The organism is Actinomadura chibensis NBRC 106107, from assembly GCF_001552135.1.
Classification (GTDB): Bacteria; Actinomycetota; Actinomycetes; order Streptosporangiales; family Streptosporangiaceae; genus Spirillospora; species Spirillospora chibensis.
Genome location: NZ_BCQP01000029.1, coordinates 43981 through 58269, shown reverse-complemented (window position 1 = coordinate 58269; position 14289 = coordinate 43981). Strand labels below are relative to the sequence as shown.

General features: G+C 73.0%; 14 protein-coding genes. 8 read left to right on the top strand and 6 right to left on the bottom strand.

Annotated features, from left to right (window positions below; genetic code table 11):
- Positions 1 to 27 precede the first annotated feature (27 nt).
- Positions 28 to 1278 carry a cytochrome P450 gene (locus ACH01S_RS17505; protein ID WP_067892446.1) on the top strand — a complete coding sequence of 417 codons (1251 nt, stop codon included), beginning with the start codon at positions 28 to 30 and terminating at the stop codon, positions 1276 to 1278.
- On the opposite strand, the gene ACH01S_RS17500 is transcribed toward ACH01S_RS17505, so the two are convergent.
- Entirely contained in the window at positions 1275 to 2183 is a 909-nt protein-coding gene (locus ACH01S_RS17500) for an NAD(P)-dependent oxidoreductase (protein WP_067892444.1), read from the bottom strand. The genes ACH01S_RS17505 and ACH01S_RS17500 overlap by 4 nt on opposite strands.
- 30 nt (positions 2184 to 2213) lie before the next feature.
- Here ACH01S_RS17500 and ACH01S_RS17495 point away from each other — a divergent pair, with 30 nt between their 5' ends.
- Together ACH01S_RS17495 and ACH01S_RS17490 are read left to right on the top strand one after the other, a co-directional pair.
- Positions 2214 to 3242, top strand: a complete 1029-nt coding sequence (locus ACH01S_RS17495; RefSeq protein WP_067892442.1) for a nitronate monooxygenase — start codon at positions 2214 to 2216, stop codon at positions 3240 to 3242.
- A 165-nt stretch (positions 3243 to 3407) separates the two neighbouring features.
- Positions 3408 to 4757, top strand: a complete 1350-nt coding sequence (locus ACH01S_RS17490) for a carbohydrate-binding protein (protein WP_083980803.1) — start codon at positions 3408 to 3410, stop codon at positions 4755 to 4757.
- Positions 4758 to 4816: 59 nt separating this feature from the next.
- On the opposite strand, the gene ACH01S_RS17485 is transcribed toward ACH01S_RS17490, so the two are convergent.
- Both ACH01S_RS17485 and ACH01S_RS46535 read right to left on the bottom strand, forming a co-directional pair.
- Complete coding sequence (locus tag ACH01S_RS17485; RefSeq protein WP_067892440.1) at positions 4817 to 5650, bottom strand: phosphoribosylaminoimidazolesuccinocarboxamide synthase; 834 nt, start codon at positions 5648 to 5650, stop codon at positions 4817 to 4819.
- Positions 5651 to 5759: 109 nt separating this feature from the next.
- The gene (locus tag ACH01S_RS46535) at positions 5760 to 7235 is read right to left on the bottom strand and encodes an aminotransferase class I/II-fold pyridoxal phosphate-dependent enzyme (protein WP_067892439.1); all 1476 of its coding nucleotides are present in this window, start codon (positions 7233 to 7235) and stop codon (positions 5760 to 5762) included.
- 114 nt (positions 7236 to 7349) lie between these two features.
- Between ACH01S_RS46535 and ACH01S_RS17475 the strand changes: the two genes are divergently transcribed.
- Both ACH01S_RS17475 and ACH01S_RS17470 read left to right on the top strand, forming a co-directional pair.
- Complete coding sequence (locus ACH01S_RS17475; protein WP_067892437.1) at positions 7350 to 7709, top strand: DUF3140 domain-containing protein; 360 nt, start codon at positions 7350 to 7352, stop codon at positions 7707 to 7709.
- Between the two features lie 36 nt (positions 7710 to 7745).
- Positions 7746 to 8519 carry an MgtC/SapB family protein gene (locus ACH01S_RS17470; RefSeq protein WP_067892435.1) on the top strand — a complete coding sequence of 258 codons (774 nt, stop codon included), beginning with the start codon at positions 7746 to 7748 and terminating at the stop codon, positions 8517 to 8519.
- 6 nt (positions 8520 to 8525) lie between these two features.
- On the opposite strand, the gene ACH01S_RS17465 is transcribed toward ACH01S_RS17470, so the two are convergent.
- Complete coding sequence (locus ACH01S_RS17465) at positions 8526 to 9413, bottom strand: arylamine N-acetyltransferase family protein (RefSeq protein WP_067892433.1); 888 nt, start codon at positions 9411 to 9413, stop codon at positions 8526 to 8528.
- 72 nt (positions 9414 to 9485) lie between these two features.
- Positions 9486 to 10865 (bottom strand): sensor histidine kinase, encoded by a 1380-nt coding sequence (locus tag ACH01S_RS17460; RefSeq protein ID WP_246236529.1) that lies wholly within the window; start codon positions 10863 to 10865, stop codon positions 9486 to 9488.
- A 199-nt stretch (positions 10866 to 11064) separates the two neighbouring features.
- Between ACH01S_RS17460 and ACH01S_RS17455 the strand changes: the two genes are divergently transcribed.
- Together ACH01S_RS17455 and ACH01S_RS17450 are read left to right on the top strand one after the other, a co-directional pair.
- Positions 11065 to 11703 carry an ATP-binding protein gene (locus tag ACH01S_RS17455; protein ID WP_148344202.1) on the top strand — a complete coding sequence of 213 codons (639 nt, stop codon included), beginning with the start codon at positions 11065 to 11067 and terminating at the stop codon, positions 11701 to 11703.
- Positions 11704 to 11803: 100 nt separating this feature from the next.
- Positions 11804 to 12925: an SNARE domain-containing protein gene (locus ACH01S_RS17450; protein WP_067892431.1), complete on the top strand. Its 1122-nt coding sequence runs from the start codon at positions 11804 to 11806 to the stop codon at positions 12923 to 12925.
- On the opposite strand, the gene def is transcribed toward ACH01S_RS17450, so the two are convergent.
- Entirely contained in the window at positions 12911 to 13471 is a 561-nt protein-coding gene (def, locus tag ACH01S_RS17445) for a peptide deformylase (protein WP_067892429.1), read from the bottom strand. The genes ACH01S_RS17450 and def overlap by 15 nt on opposite strands.
- Before the next feature lie 553 nt (positions 13472 to 14024).
- Between def and ACH01S_RS17440 the strand changes: the two genes are divergently transcribed.
- Positions 14025 to 14279, top strand: a complete 255-nt coding sequence (locus ACH01S_RS17440) for a hypothetical protein (RefSeq protein WP_067892427.1) — start codon at positions 14025 to 14027, stop codon at positions 14277 to 14279.
- Positions 14280 to 14289 lie beyond the last annotated feature (10 nt).

Sequence of the window (14289 nt, the reverse complement as noted above, 5' to 3'; positions counted from 1 at the left end):
GCGAACACTTCGAGGAGGAGCCGGCGCATGACGCTGACCGTGACCGAGGCGGGACTCGCGATCGCCGACCCGAAGACCTACGCCGACGACCGGGCCCTGCACGACGCGCTCGCCTTACTCCGCCGCGAGTCCCCGGTGCACCTCGTGGACGCCGCCCCCGACTACAGGCCCTTCTGGGCGGTCACCAAGCACGAGGACGTCATGGAGGTCGAGCGCAACCACCAGATCTTCCTGAACGCGCCGCGCCCGCTCCTCGCCACCGCCGAACTCGACGCGCTGAACCGGCAGCGGGCCGAGCAGGGGATCGCGCTCCGCACGCTCGTCCACATGGACGACCCCGACCACCGCGTCATCCGCGCGATCGGCGCGGACTGGTTCCGTCCCCGCGCGATGCGGGCCCTCGAACCGCGCGTCAAGGAACTGGCCAAACGGTACGTCGACCGGATGGTCGACCTCGGCGGCGAATGCGACTTCGCGCAGGAGGTCGCCATCCATTTCCCGCTGTATGTGATCCTGTCGCTGCTCGGCCTGCCCGAGGACGACTTCGACCGCATGCTGAAACTCACCCAGGAGCTGTTCGGCGGGGACGACGACGATTTCCAGCGCGGCACGTCCAACGAGGAGAAGATCCAGGTCCTGCTGGACTTCTTCGCCTACTTCCAGGGGCTGACGCAGGCGCGGCGCGCGAACCCGACCGACGACCTCGCGTCCGCCATCGCCAACGCGCGCGTGGACGGCGAGCCGCTCAACGACTTCGACACGGCGTCCTACTACGTCATCATCGCCTCGGCCGGGCACGACACCACCAGCGCGACGATCGCGGGCGGCCTGCACGCGCTGATCGAGCACCCCGACCAGCTCGCCCGCCTCCGCGCGAACCCCGGGCTGATGCCGTTCGCGGTGGACGAGATGATCCGCTGGGTCACGCCCGTCAAGGAGTTCATGCGCACCGCGACCCGGGACTACGAACTGCGCGGCGTCACGATCCGGGAGGGCGAGTCGGTGCTGCTCTCCTACCCGTCCGGGAACCGGGACGAGGACGTCTTCGCCGACCCGTTCCAGTTCGACGTCGGACGCGACCCGAACAAGCATCTGGCGTTCGGCTTCGGCGTCCACTACTGCCTGGGCGCGGCACTGGCGCGCATGGAGGTCCGCGCGTTCTTCGACGAACTGCTGCCCCGCCTCGACTCGATCGAACTGGCCGGGGCGCCGGAGAGCATCGCCACCACCTTCGTCGGCGGCCTCAAACGGCTCCCCATCCGCTACGCGCTCTCCTAGCGGACGCGGTGGAGGAGTTCCTCGCCGCGCGCGAGGCGGCGGCAGTTCTCCGCCGCGACCGCGAAATACCGCTCCCAGGTCTCATGGGTCAGCCACGCGACATGCGGCATGACGACGACGTTGTCGAGCTTCAGCAGCGGGTTCCCCGCGTCCACCGGCTCGGTCTCGAAGACGTCGAGTCCGGCGCCGCCGAGCCGTCCCGCCGCGAGCGCCGCCGCCAGCGCGGCCTCGTCGACCACCGCGCCGCGGGCGGTGTTCACCACGATCGCGCCGCGCGGCAGCAGCGCCAGCCTTCGCGCGTCGAGCAGGTGGTGCGTCTCCTCGGTCAGCGGGATGTGGACCGAAACGACGTCGCTGGCCCGCAGCAGGTCGTCCAGCTCCATCCAGGACGGGTCGCCGGGACGCGGCCGCCGCGACGTGTAGACGACGTTCGCGCCGATCGCCGCCAGCATCCCGCGCAGCAGCGTCGCGATCTCGCCGCCGCCGAGGAGCCCGACCGTCCGCCCGGCCAGTTCCCCGCCGACCAGCGCCCGGTCGGCGGGCCAGCCCGCGCCGCGCCGCGTCCGCGCGTCGAACGCGACGACCTTGCGCAGCGCCGCGAGCATCAGCAGCAGGCTCGTCTCCGCCACCGCCTGCGCGTTGCGGCCCGGCATGTTCGCGACCGCGATCCCGCGCTCGGCCGCCGCGTCCAGGTCGATGGTGTTCACGCCGGTGCCGAGCTTCTGGACCAGCCGCAGCTTCGGCGCGCGGTCCATGTCGGCCGCCGTCAGCGGACGCAGCACATGCCAGATGACCTCGGTGTCCGGCAGCAGTTCGGCGAAGCGCGCGTCGTCCTGCTCGGAGCAGCTCACGATGTCGAGGTCCGGCTCCTCGTGGTCCGTGTCGTAGTGCAGCAGTACCCGCATCGCGGCCCCTTCCCGTCTATCGTCCTGATCATGACGCATGCGCCGTGGCCCGAACGTCCGATTGTGCAGGCGCCGATGGCGGGCGGGCCGTCCACCCCCCGGCTGGCCGCCGCCGTGTCGGACGCGGGCGGCCTCGGCTTCCTCGCCGCCGGGTACAGGACGCCGGACGCGATGCTCGCCGACATCGCCGCGACCCGCGCGCTCACCTCCCGGCCGTTCGGGATGAACCTGTTCATGCCGTCCCTGGACGAGCCCGACCCGGCCGCCGTCGCCGCCTACCGCGACCGCCTCGTCCCCGAGGCGGAGCGGCTCGGCGTCGCGCTGGGCCCGCCGCCCGCCGCCCGCGACGACGCCTACGAGGCCAAGGTCGCCGCCCTGCTCGACGACCCGCCCGCGTTCGTGAGCTTCACCTTCGGCTGCCCGTCGCCGCGGGTCATCCGGGCCTTCCGGAACCGCGGCGCCGTCGTGGTCGTCACCGTGACGTCCGTGGACGAGGCCCTCCGGTCGTCCGGCGCCGACGCGCTGTGCCTCCAGGGCGCCGAGGCCGGGGGACACCGGGGCTCCTTCTCCGACACAGCCTCCGACACCGCCTCCGGCGCGCCGCTGCCGCTGCGCGATCTGCTGGCGGCGGTCCGCGCGATGACGCCGCAGCCGCTGATCGCCGCCGGCGGCCTCGCCACGGCCGCCGACGTCGCGGACGTCCTGGCGGCGGGGGCGTTCGCGGCCCAGCTCGGGACGGCGTTCGTCCGCTGCCCGGAGAGCGGGGCGAGCGACGTCCACAAGGCGGCGCTGGGGGACCCGCGCTTCACCTCCACCGCGATGACCCGCGCCTTCAGCGGACGCCTGGCCCGCGGCCTGGTCAACCGCTTCCTGACCGACCACACGGCACACGCACCGGCCGCTTACCCCGACGTCCACTACATGACCGCGCCGCTACGCAAGGCGTCCGCCGCCCAGGGCGACCCGGACGGGATCAACCTCTGGGCGGGAGAGTCCTACCAGTCCACGACCGAGGCCCCCGCCGCGCGGTTGGTGCACGACCTGACCCCCACCCTGTAGGACTCCGCGCGGTGGGCTGCGAAAGGTCTTCCCGGCGTCGCGCGGCACGGTTACTCTGCTACTGGCGTCCATGCCGGTTATGCGCCTTGCGCCTGGGAGGGTCCCGTCCGCGGGACTTGTTTGGCTCTGCGCCGGCTCCTCTGTCCCGCTTCGCTGAGGAGTCCCGTGAAACTCAAGCACAAGCGCGTCAACGTCAGACGCGGCCGACGGTCCGCGGCCGCCGCGGCGCTGGCGTCGGCCGGTGCGGCGCTGGTGCTGTCGGCCGGCGCCGTGGTCGCGTTCTCCGCCCCGTCGTCCGCCCAGTCCCCGTCCCTGGTCGCCTGCACCTTCCCGGCCTGGGCCGAGGGCACCAGCTACACGGCCGGCTCGAAGGTCGTCTACACCGGCCACGGCTACCAGGCCACCGTCGCCCACACCGCCTACGCGGGCGCCAACTGGAACCCCGCGTCCACCCCCACCCTCTGGCGCGACCTCGGCGCCTGCGACGGGACGACGCCGCCGACCGACCCGCCCACGGACCCGCCGACGGATCCGCCGACCAGCCCCCCGGCGGGGAGCGAGACCTGCGCGACGAAGGGCAAGCCCGCGGGCAAGGTGCTGCAGGGCTACTGGGAGAACTGGGACGGCGCGTCCAACGGCGTCCACCCGCCGTTCGGCTGGAGCCCGATCGAGAACCCCGTCTTCAAGCAGCACGGCTACAACGTGTACAACGCGGCGTTCCCCGTGATCAACTCTGACGGGACCGTCCTCTGGGAGGACGGCATGGACTCGACCGTGAAGGTCGCCACGCCCGAGCAGATGTGCGCGGCCAAGGAGGCGGGCGCCACCATCCTGATGTCGATCGGCGGCGCGACCGCGGGCATCGACCTCAACTCCTCCAGCGTCGCGGACAAGTTCGTCGCGACGATTGTGCCGATCCTGAAGAAGTACAACTTCGACGGCATCGACATCGACATCGAGACGGGACTGACGGCGAGCAGCAGCATCACGCAGCTGTCCGCGTCGCAGTCCAACCTGATCCGCATCATCGACGGCGTGCTCGGCCAGATGCCCGCCAACTTCGGGCTCACGATGGCCCCGGAGACCGCGTACGTGACCGGCGGCAGCGTGACGTACGGCTCCATCTGGGGCGCGTACCTGCCGATCATCAAGAAGTACGCGGACAACGGCCGCCTGTGGTGGCTGAACATGCAGTACTACAACGGCAGCATGTACGGCTGCCACGGTGACTCCTACTCCGCCGCGACCGTCGAGGGCTTCGTCAAGCAGACCCAGTGCCTCAACGACGGCCTCGTCATCCAGGGCACCACGATCAAGGTCCCGTACGACAAGCAGGCGCCGGGCCTGCCCGCGCAGCCGGGCGCCGGCGGCGGCTACATGTCGCCCGGCCTCGTCGGCCAGGCCTGGAACTCGTTCAACGGGCAGCTGAAGGGCCTCATGACCTGGTCCATGAACTGGGACGGGTCGAGGAACTGGACGTTCGGCGACAACGTCCGCAGCCTTCAGGGCCGCTGACGGTTCCCGGCCGCATCGACGGGCCCGGCGGGTTCACCCGCCGGGCCCGTCCCGTGCCGTCAGGATTCCCAGCGCCGGCCGGTGAGGCGTTCGTAGACCTCGATGTAGCGGGCGCGGGTGGCGGCCACGACGTCCTGCGGGATGGGCGGGCCGGGCGGGGTGCGGTCCCAGTCGAGGCCGCCGCTCCAGTCGCGGACGTACTGCTTGTCCAGCGAGTGCTGCGGGCCTCCCGGCTTCCACTGGTCGGCGGGCCAGAAGCGGGACGAGTCGGGGGTCAGGACCTCGTCGCCGAGGACGAGCGTCCCGTCGGCGGCACGGCCGAATTCGAGCTTGGTGTCGGCGATGACGATGCCGCGTTCGGCGGCGAGGGCCGCGCCGCGCCGGTAGACCTCCAGGGTGACGTCCCTGAGGCGGGCGGCGGTGTCCGCGCCGATCTCCCGGACGACGTCGTCGTAGGTGATGAACTCGTCATGTCCCACGGTCGCCTTGGTGGTCGGCGTGAAGATCGGCTCGGGGAGCCGGGACGCCTCGACGAGACCGTCCGGCAGCGGGACGCCGGAGACCGCGCCGCCCTTCTCGTACTCCTTGAGACCGAGCCCGGCGAGGTAGCCGCGCGCGATCCACTCGACGGGGAGCATGGTGAGGCGCCGGCAGCGGATCGCGCGTCCCCGCCATTCGTCCGGGACGTCCGTCGCGGACACGACATGGTTCGGGACGACGTCGGCGAGCTGCTCGAACCACCACAGGGAGAGCTGGGTGAGGATCTTCCCCTTGTCGGGGATCGGCGTCGGCAGGACGACGTCGTACACGCTCACCCGGTCGGTCGCGACGAGGATCAGCTCGTCGCCGTCCGCGTAGACGTCCCTGACCTTGCCCGAGTGGACCAGCTCCATGGTGCTCCTCACCTCTCCATGCCGGAATGGAGTCTCGCACAACCCCCGTCCATCGTCGCGATCAGGCTTCCCGCGCGCACTCCCGCCTCCCCGCCGCGCGGCCGGGCGGTCACGGCTCCCTGTGGACGCGGACGGTCTTGACCGTGGGGTCGGCCGCGTCCGGGATCACCATTCCGGCGTCGACGCCCGTTCGCAGGTACTCCATGACGGGGGCGTTGATGCGTTCGCCGGGCAGGACGGCGGGGATGCCGGGCGGGTACGGGGTGAGCATCTCGGCGCAGATCCGTCCGACCGCCTCGGCGGCGGGGACCTGTTCGGCGTCCCCGAAGAAGGCTTCGCGGGGCGGCCGGACGAGTTCGAGGCGCAGGTCCTCCGGGGACGGGACGGCGACCCTGGGCGCGTGCCCCGCCCCGGCCGTGCGCTCGACGTGGTCGCGCAGGTCGCGGAGGGCGCTGAGCAGCGGCGCGACGGTGTCCTCGTCGTCGGCGAAGGTGAGCTGGGCGCTGATCCTGCGGTGGTCGGCCAGATGCAGGTTGATCCGGTGGTGCTCGCGCAGCCAGTCGGCGGCCTGGTACCCGGTCGTGCCGAGTTCGGCGATGTCGATGACGACGGGCAGCGGGTCGAGGTCGTGGGCGCGGCCGTGGCCGGTGAACTCGGCCCGGCCCTGGACGGCGAACCCGGGGATGCCCGCGATCTCCTCGCGGACGCGTTCGGCCAGGTCAAGCGCGTTCTGGAGCAGGTCGCGGCCGTGCTCGACCATCTGCCTGCGCCATCCGTCGAGCCCCGCGTAGATCAGCACGGACGGGCTGGTGGTGCCGAGCAGGTCCTCCCGCGCCTTCAGCTCGGTCGGATGGACCAGGTCGCCCTGCTGGTGGAACACCGACCCCTGCTCCAGCCCGGCGCCCATCTTGTGGACGCTCGTCACGCACACGTCGGCGCCCGCGTCCATCGCCCAGGACGGCAGGCCGGGGTGGAACGGCAGGTGCGCGCCCCACGCCTCGTCCACGATCAGCGGGCGGCCGCGCTCGTGGCAGACCGCGGCGATCGCGACGAGGTCGGCGGTCCCCCCGTACGGGGTCGGGCTGGTGACGAGGGCGCCGCGCGCCTCCGGGTGCTCGTCCAGCCGGGCGGCGAACGCCTCGGCGGGCGGCGGGTGCGCGAGGTGGCGGTCGGGGTCCCAGCGCGGCTCCACCCAGATCGGCCGGACGCCGGACAGGATCAGCCCCGACACCACGGACTTGTGCGCGTCCCTGGCGATCACCAGTTCCTCCCCCGGACCGGCGACGGCCAGCATCGCGCTCTTCACCGACAGGCTGCTGCCGCAGGTGGAGAAGAACGTCTGCTCGGCATGGACGGCGTCCGCCATCAGTTCCTGCGCGTGCTCCAGGACGCCATGGCCGGACGCCCGGTCGTCCAGCCCGGAGATCGCGAGGACGTCGGAGCGGAACACGGCGTCGCCGAGCACCTCCCGGACGCGCGGGTCGGCGCCCCGGCCCTGCTTGTGGCCGGGGGGCGTGAACGGGAGCTGTCCCTCCTGGTGGTAGGCGGCGAGGGCGTCGAGGACGGGGGCGCGCGAATGGTCCATGTCCCGGCGTGTTCCCGGGCCGCCCGCGATGTAACGGACGCGGGACGGGCGGGGCATGGGAGCGGTGCGTTGCGGGTAGAGCGGGTTGATACGGGCGACAGGGAGTTTTATCCAATGAACGATCGCATACCGGTCGACACGGAGCTGGCCTGGGAGGACTTCCACCGGCTCGTCAACATGACGTCCGACGAACTGCGAAACTGGCTGCTCACGGACGCGTCCGGCGAGGAGGCGTTCCCGGAGCCCGGCCCCGGCCCGGGCGTGTCGGAGCTGGGGGCCCGCGTGGTGGACATCCTCCGCAAGCGCAAGGTCGACCTGACCGAAAGCGACACCGACGTGATGCGCCGCGTCGTCGACTACGTGGAGGACAGGCTGGACGACCCGCCCCGCGACGGGCTGCGGGACGACGCCTGGCGGCACGCGCTGATGACGGTGGGGCACGACCCGCTGCGTCCCGAACCGTCCAGCGCGTAGCGGCATGCCGGTCATGCCGGACCCGCGGCCGAGCGGGTGATCGAGCTCTCCCCTGGGCAGGGGATCGAGCAGGTCGGTGAGCTGCTCCTCGCGCTGGTCCTGTCCGCGGCCATCGGGCTGGAGCGGGGGCTCCGCAACAAGAGCGCCGGGCTCCGCACGCACACCCTCGTCGGCGTCGGCGCGGCGCTGTTCATGCTGGTCAGCAAGTACGGGTTCGAGGGCGCGCCGGGGCCGGTGTCGTTCGACCCGTCCCGGGTGGCGGCGCAGATCGTGTCCGGGATCGGGTTCATCGGCGGCGGGCTGATCTTCGTCCGGCGGGACGCGGTGCGCGGGCTGACCACGGCGGCGGTCGTGTGGGTGACGGCCGCGGTCGGGATGGCGGCGGGCGGCGGGCTGCCCGTCCTCGCGGTCACGGTCACGGCCCTGCACTTCCTCGTGGTGTACGGGCTGAGCGCGGCGTCGCGGCGGCTGCCGCTCGACCGGTTCCGCCCGGTGGGACGGGCGCGGATACGGCTCGTCTACCTGGACGGCAGGGGCGCCCTGCGCCGGGCCCTCATGGAGTGCACGCGGCGGGAGTTCGTGGTGGTCGAGCTGAACGTCGAGCGCGAGTACCTGCCGGACGACACCGACCGGGGCCGGGACGAGCGCCGGGACAGGCGCGAGGACGACCGGCGGCGCCCCGGCACGGCGGTGGTGACGCTCGTGGTGGAGGGCGCCGGGTCCGTTCCGGAGCTGACGGCGAGCCTCGGCGAACTACCGGACATCGTCGGCGTCACCATCGGCTCCGACCACGACGACGACAGCGAGTGACCCGCCCTAGGGCGTCGCCTCCCGGCGGGTGTGCATGAAGTCGGTGAGGCGCGTGATGTCGGCGTCGTCCAGGACGATCCCGAAGTCCTTCGCCAGGACGTCGGGCAGGTCGTCCACGGTGTGCGCGTACCGCTTCGTGGTGCCGTCCGGGTAGGTGACCGACTCGTTCGTCCCGTCCAGGACGTAGAGGGCGTCGCGGGTGAACTTCTGGACGAACGGACGGGTCGTGAACGGCGAGTGCGGGCTCGTCGAGACGAAGTAGTTGAACAGGTCGAAGTCGACGCGGAAGGTCTCGTTCATCGCGAACGTGTGGCGCTGGACCCAGCCGTCCGGGCCGCGCTGGTGCAGTTCCCAGCCGACGGTGTGCGGGCTCCACGCGGTGACCGTCCGGCCCCGCTGGAGGCGGTACCCCCAGCCGTCCTGGTCGACCTCCTCGCCGTCGCGGAACCGCAGCGGCTCCAGCGGCCCGGAGCCGAAGCCGACGTCGCAGAGCCAGCCGGGCTCGTCGCGCGGCCGGTCCGGCGGCCGGACGTGCAGCAGCGCGTGTGTCGACGGCAGGATCTTGCGCGCCCCGAGCGTGACCCGTCCGGCGAGCGCGACCACCTCGTAGCCGAGCCGCTCCAGCACCGCCGCGAACAGCCGGGTGTGCTCGAAGCAGTAGCCGCCGCGCGGCCGCTGGACGAGCTTCGCCTGGACGGCGTCGAGCGCCAGGTCCACCGGCCGCCCGAGCATGATCTCCAGGTTCTCGAACGGGATGGACGTGGTGTGAGCGCGGTGCAGGGCGCGCAGCGTCGCCGGGGTCGGGGCGACGTCCCCGTCGTGGCCGACCCGTTCCAGGTAGGCGGGCAGGTCGACGAGGTCGCCCTGCCATCCGTAGCCGAGATCCTCGCTCATCGCCGTCCCTTCGCCGTCGTGCTCGTCCCTCTCAGTGGCGACAACGCGGGACGTGCCCTGGAACGTCCCGGATCAGGACGCGGGAAGCCGGAGGACGAAGCGCGCCCCGCGCGGGCTGTCGAGGATCCGCAGCGTGCCGCCGTAGACCTCGGCGATCTCGCGGGCGATGGGCAGGCCGAGCCCGGTGCCCTGCGGGTCGCGGGCCCGCGACTCGGGGAGGCGGGCGAACCGCTCGAACACGCGCTCGCGGGACTCGGCGGGGACGCCGGCGCCGTCGTCGAGCACTTCGAGCACGGCGTCGTCGCCGTCCCGCGCGACGGTCACGTCGATGCGCCCCACCGCGTGCCGCTCGGCGTTGCTGAGCAGGTTGCCGAGCACCCGCGCCAGCCGGACCGGGTTCGCCAGGACGACGACGTCCGGCTCCAGCCGCGTCGCGACCGGCACGCGCGGGGTTCGCCGGTCCAGCTCCCGGCGGACGAGCCCGGCGAGGTCGACCGGCTCCTCCGGGACGGGCGAGCGCGCGTCGAGCCGGGACAGCTCCAGCAGGTCGGAGACGATGTCGTTGAGCCGCCCGGTGTCGCGCAGCGCCGCGCGGACGGCGGGCTTCCAGTCGGTGTCGGCGGGCTCGTCCAGCAGGACCTCAAGGCGTGTCCGCAGCCCGGCGATGGGGTTGCGCAGGTCGTGCGAGGCGTCCGAGACGAAGCGGCGCTCCCGGTCCGTGGCCTCCTGCAGCCGGGCGAGCGTCGAGTTGACGGTCTCGGCGAGCGAGCGGACCTCGCCGCCGGTCTGCGGGACGGGCACCCGGTGGTCGAGGCCCCGCTCGCTGAAGTCGGCCATCTCCGCGCGGATCCCGTCGATCGGGACGAACACCCGCCCGATGGTGTGCCACGTCCACCAGGTGATCAGGACGAGCAGCCCCGCCATCACCACCGCGATCACGGTCGGCAGCACCCACACGCTCAGCGTGTCGGGCAGCGGCGCCGCGGCGATCACCAGGACGCCCTCGCCCCACGGCGACGTCCGCAGCCGGACGCCGAAGACCCACACGCACTCGTCGAGGAACGCCGGGCAGTCGCGCCGGTCGACGAGCATCCTGCCGGTCCGCGCCTCCGCGGCGGCGAGCGCCGGGCGCCCGCGCAGCGCCGGGCTCGACGCGTGGACCCGCCCGTCCGGCCCGACGACCTGGATCAGCCGCGTCTCGTCCGGCCGGGGGACGAGGGCGCCCGCGCCCTGACCTCGCGCGACGTCCGTCACGACCCGCTCGACGGTCTCCTCGGACTCCCGCAGGACCCGGTTCAGCACGTAGTCCCGCCCGAGCAGCATCAGCAGGACGAACACCAGCGCGAGGATCAGCGCCGACACCGCGGCGGTGATGACGGTCGCGCGGCCGCGCGCCGAGGTGAGCAGGCGCGCCCGCCACCCGGGGTCGCGTTCCCGCCCCGCCGTCCGCACAGCCGACTCCCCGGATCCGAAACGGTTGGATACTCAGCGTGACCATCCGTCACTCAGGGTAGGTTATGGTCGCGTGTCCGCGTGCGGAACGTGCGGTGCGATCAGGCGGAACGGTCGATTGGAACGTGAACGGAACGCGGACCCGCGGCCGTACAGCGAGGGTGACGGGCGACTTTCCGGACGCGAAGGGAGCCGTCGCGTGGGTACCGAGGACGTGGTGCGGACGACCGGCCGGGTGGTCGAGGCCGCCCGGGCGGGCGAAGCGGCCCGGGCGGCTGAGGCGGCCCGGGTGGGCGAGGCGGGCCGGGCTCCCCGGCGCGCCCGGCGTCGGGGAGGCGGTGCGGTGGGCGAGTCGCGGGACCCCACGGTGATCGGCGAGGTCACCCTGCCCGGCACGCGACGGGCGGTCGGCCACGCGCGGAACTTCGTCCGGGACGCGGTCCTCGGCAAGAACGCGGGCAGCCCGGACGCCGCCGGCCGAACCGGGATCGACTACGGCGACGTCGATGAGACCGTGTTGGACGACATCGTCATGGTGGTGAGCGAGACGGTCGCGAACGCGATCACGCACACGGCGTCCGGGCTGGACGGGGGCAGCGTGACGGTCCTCCTCGCCGCCGTGGACGGCCGGTACCGGCTGGAGGTCGGCGACGACGGCGCCGCGGACGGGAAGCCGCACGTGAAGGACGAGATCGGCGCCGAGACGGGCCGCGGGATGCGGATCGTGGACGCGCTCGCGTCCCGCTGGGGCGTCCGGGCCGACGGCCCGCGAACCGTGGTGTGGGCGGAGTTCCCGGCCCCGGTCAAGACCCCCGCCCCCCTCACCGACCCGGACTGACGCGGCGGCCGGACCGGGGACGGGCGTGCCGACACCCCGGCCGAAGGCATCATTTCGCCATATCAGGTGATGATCTTCGCTTATCGGCATAATCACCCGGATGGCGATGTCGCTTCCGGTGCGGTTCCGCAGTGACGGGGTGCGGGTGGCCGTGGAGACCGATCCGCTGCACGCCCCGCTGCGCGACTTCCTCATCAACGACCTGGGCGAGGACGTCGCCGCGATCGTCCGCGCCCAGGGGCGGCTGCGCGGCGCCCCCGCCGAGCCCTGGCAGGAGCACTACCGCTACCACCGCCTCGACTTCGACGGGGCGATCGTCCACGTGCGGGACATCGGCGGGTGGGCGTCCTGCGACCTCGACCCGACCGTCCTGCGCCAGTGCCTGGACGAGTACCTCCACGAGGTCGACACCCTGCACAACCGCCGCGCCCTCGCCGAACCGCCGCCGCCGGCCGACCCGGCGCCCGGCGAGTCCGTCGCGGCATCGCTGGCGCTGGGGTCGGTGTCGTGGCGGACGCAGGGGTGGAGTCTCGTCCGGACGCCGCGTTCCGTCCTGGAGGACATGGCGGGCCTCACCCCGCACCCGGACGCGTGCCTGCCCCACGGCGTCCTGGAGACCGGGACCGGGCCCTGCTGGGCGGACCTCGCCGTCCTGGACGAGACCGGAACGCGCCTACGCAGCGGCACCAAGACGTTCATGCCGCGTGGCATCGACCCTGAGCGCCTCATGGCCGAGCTGGGGGACGCCCTTACCCGAGCCCGTTTCGTCGGCGGCATCCCAGGGGCGTGGTCCGGGCGCGTGGCAGGCGTTCCGGTGCACGGCTACGTCGATCCGGAGTCGGTGCTGCGCCTGCCCTGCGAACCGATCGAGGCCGGAGGCGTCCTCAAGCACGTGCGGGTGTTCTTCCCGGAACTGGTGGACTCCGGCGCCGACCCGGCGTCGGCGGCGTCCGGCGCGAGCGCGTTCCCGGCGGCCGTGGACGGGCCGCGCCATGTCCTCGCCGCGTTCCTGCTCCACGACGTGCAGTGCCATCGCCACCACCTGGAGGTCGTCCGCGGCGCGCGCCCGGGATGGGAGCACACCGGGAACGCGTGCCATCTGCGGGTGGACGCGCACACCGTCCGGCTGGAGCATCTGTGGCTTCCCGGGCACGCGTGCGAGGTGCCGGTCAGGGAGTTCGCCGGGGCCCTCTACGAGTACGAACGGCTACTGGCCGCCTGACGGGAGCGACTCCTCGGCCTCCGCGCGCGCCGCCTCGTACTCCTTGTACTCCTTCAGCACCTTCTTGCGGGCGCGGGCGGAGAGGCGGTCGATGTAGAGCCTGCCCTCCAGGTGGTCCGTCTCGTGCTGGAGGCAGCGGGCGAGCAGGCCCGTCCCCTCGACCCTGACCGGTTTCCCCGCGACGTCGAAGCCCCGCACGGCCGCGTGGTCCGGGCGGGCCAGCCGCGCGTGCGGGCCGGGCACGGACAGGCAGCCCTCGTCGCCGTCGTCCAGCCGCCTGTCCTCCAGCGCGGGCAGCTCCAGGACGGGGTTGACGACGGCGCCCCGGTGCCGCGCGCCGTCCGCGTCCGGGCAGTCGTAGACGAAGACGCGCAGGTCGACGCCGATCTGGTTGGCGGCGAGGCCGACGCCCTCCGCCGCGTACATGCTGGCGAACATGTCGTCGACCAGCTCCGCCAGCCCGGCGTCGAAGTCCTCGACGCGCCGGCACGGCGCGTGCAGGACCGGGGTCCCCACGAGCGTGATCGGTCGCACCTGTCCCGCCATCGGCCGCGTCCCTCCCGGTAGGCGCCCCGCCCACGTGGCGGCCGCCTCCGCAAGCGTAACGAGCGCGTCCCGCGCCGGTACCACGCCCGTGCCGGACGGGGGTCGCGGGACGAACGCGGAGCGTGGTCCGCTCGTCGCACACTGTGGCCCGCTCATCGACGCGCGGGGGTAAAGCCACCGCCACGGCGCGTCCAGGTCGCTACCTTCGACACATCCGCCGGGCGGGCCGGGACGAGCCGCTTCGGGGGGAGCGGCCGGTCCTGTGTGCGCGTCCCGGCCCGGCTCGGCGGAACGGGGGGAGAGGGGTCACTTCGGGGGAAGTGGCCCCTCCGTCCGTTCCCGGGGCCCCGCCGGAATCTTTCGTAAAGAAATTCCCGGGGCCGCTCCACCGGAAATGCGCGGCGCGCCAAGGGAAAGAAGATTCCCCGCTCTCTAGCGACATCTCAGGGCGTATCGCGCGAGATACCGGTGAATGCCTCCGCCAATCGCGCGACCGGAAAAATTGACGCGGCGGAGGTCGACTTCCCCGGCCCGCTGCGGAATGGTCTCCCCCATGGATTCACGGATTAGAGGCGCCGGACCCACCGGATGGCTCCTGGCCTTTCTCGGCGCGCGCGAACGGGCGCTGCGCCCCCACACCGGACTCGCCGCCGGCCCCGCGGAGTGGCTGCTCGTCTTCCTGGAGGTCGAGCGGGCCGAGCTCGCGTCCCGGCGGCGGCGCCCCGCCGCGGTGCCGCCGAGCCGTGCGGACGCGGCCGGGCGGCCGTGGGAGTCCCCGTTCGGCCGGCTGACCGCCCGCAGCGCCTAGGGGAGGGCCC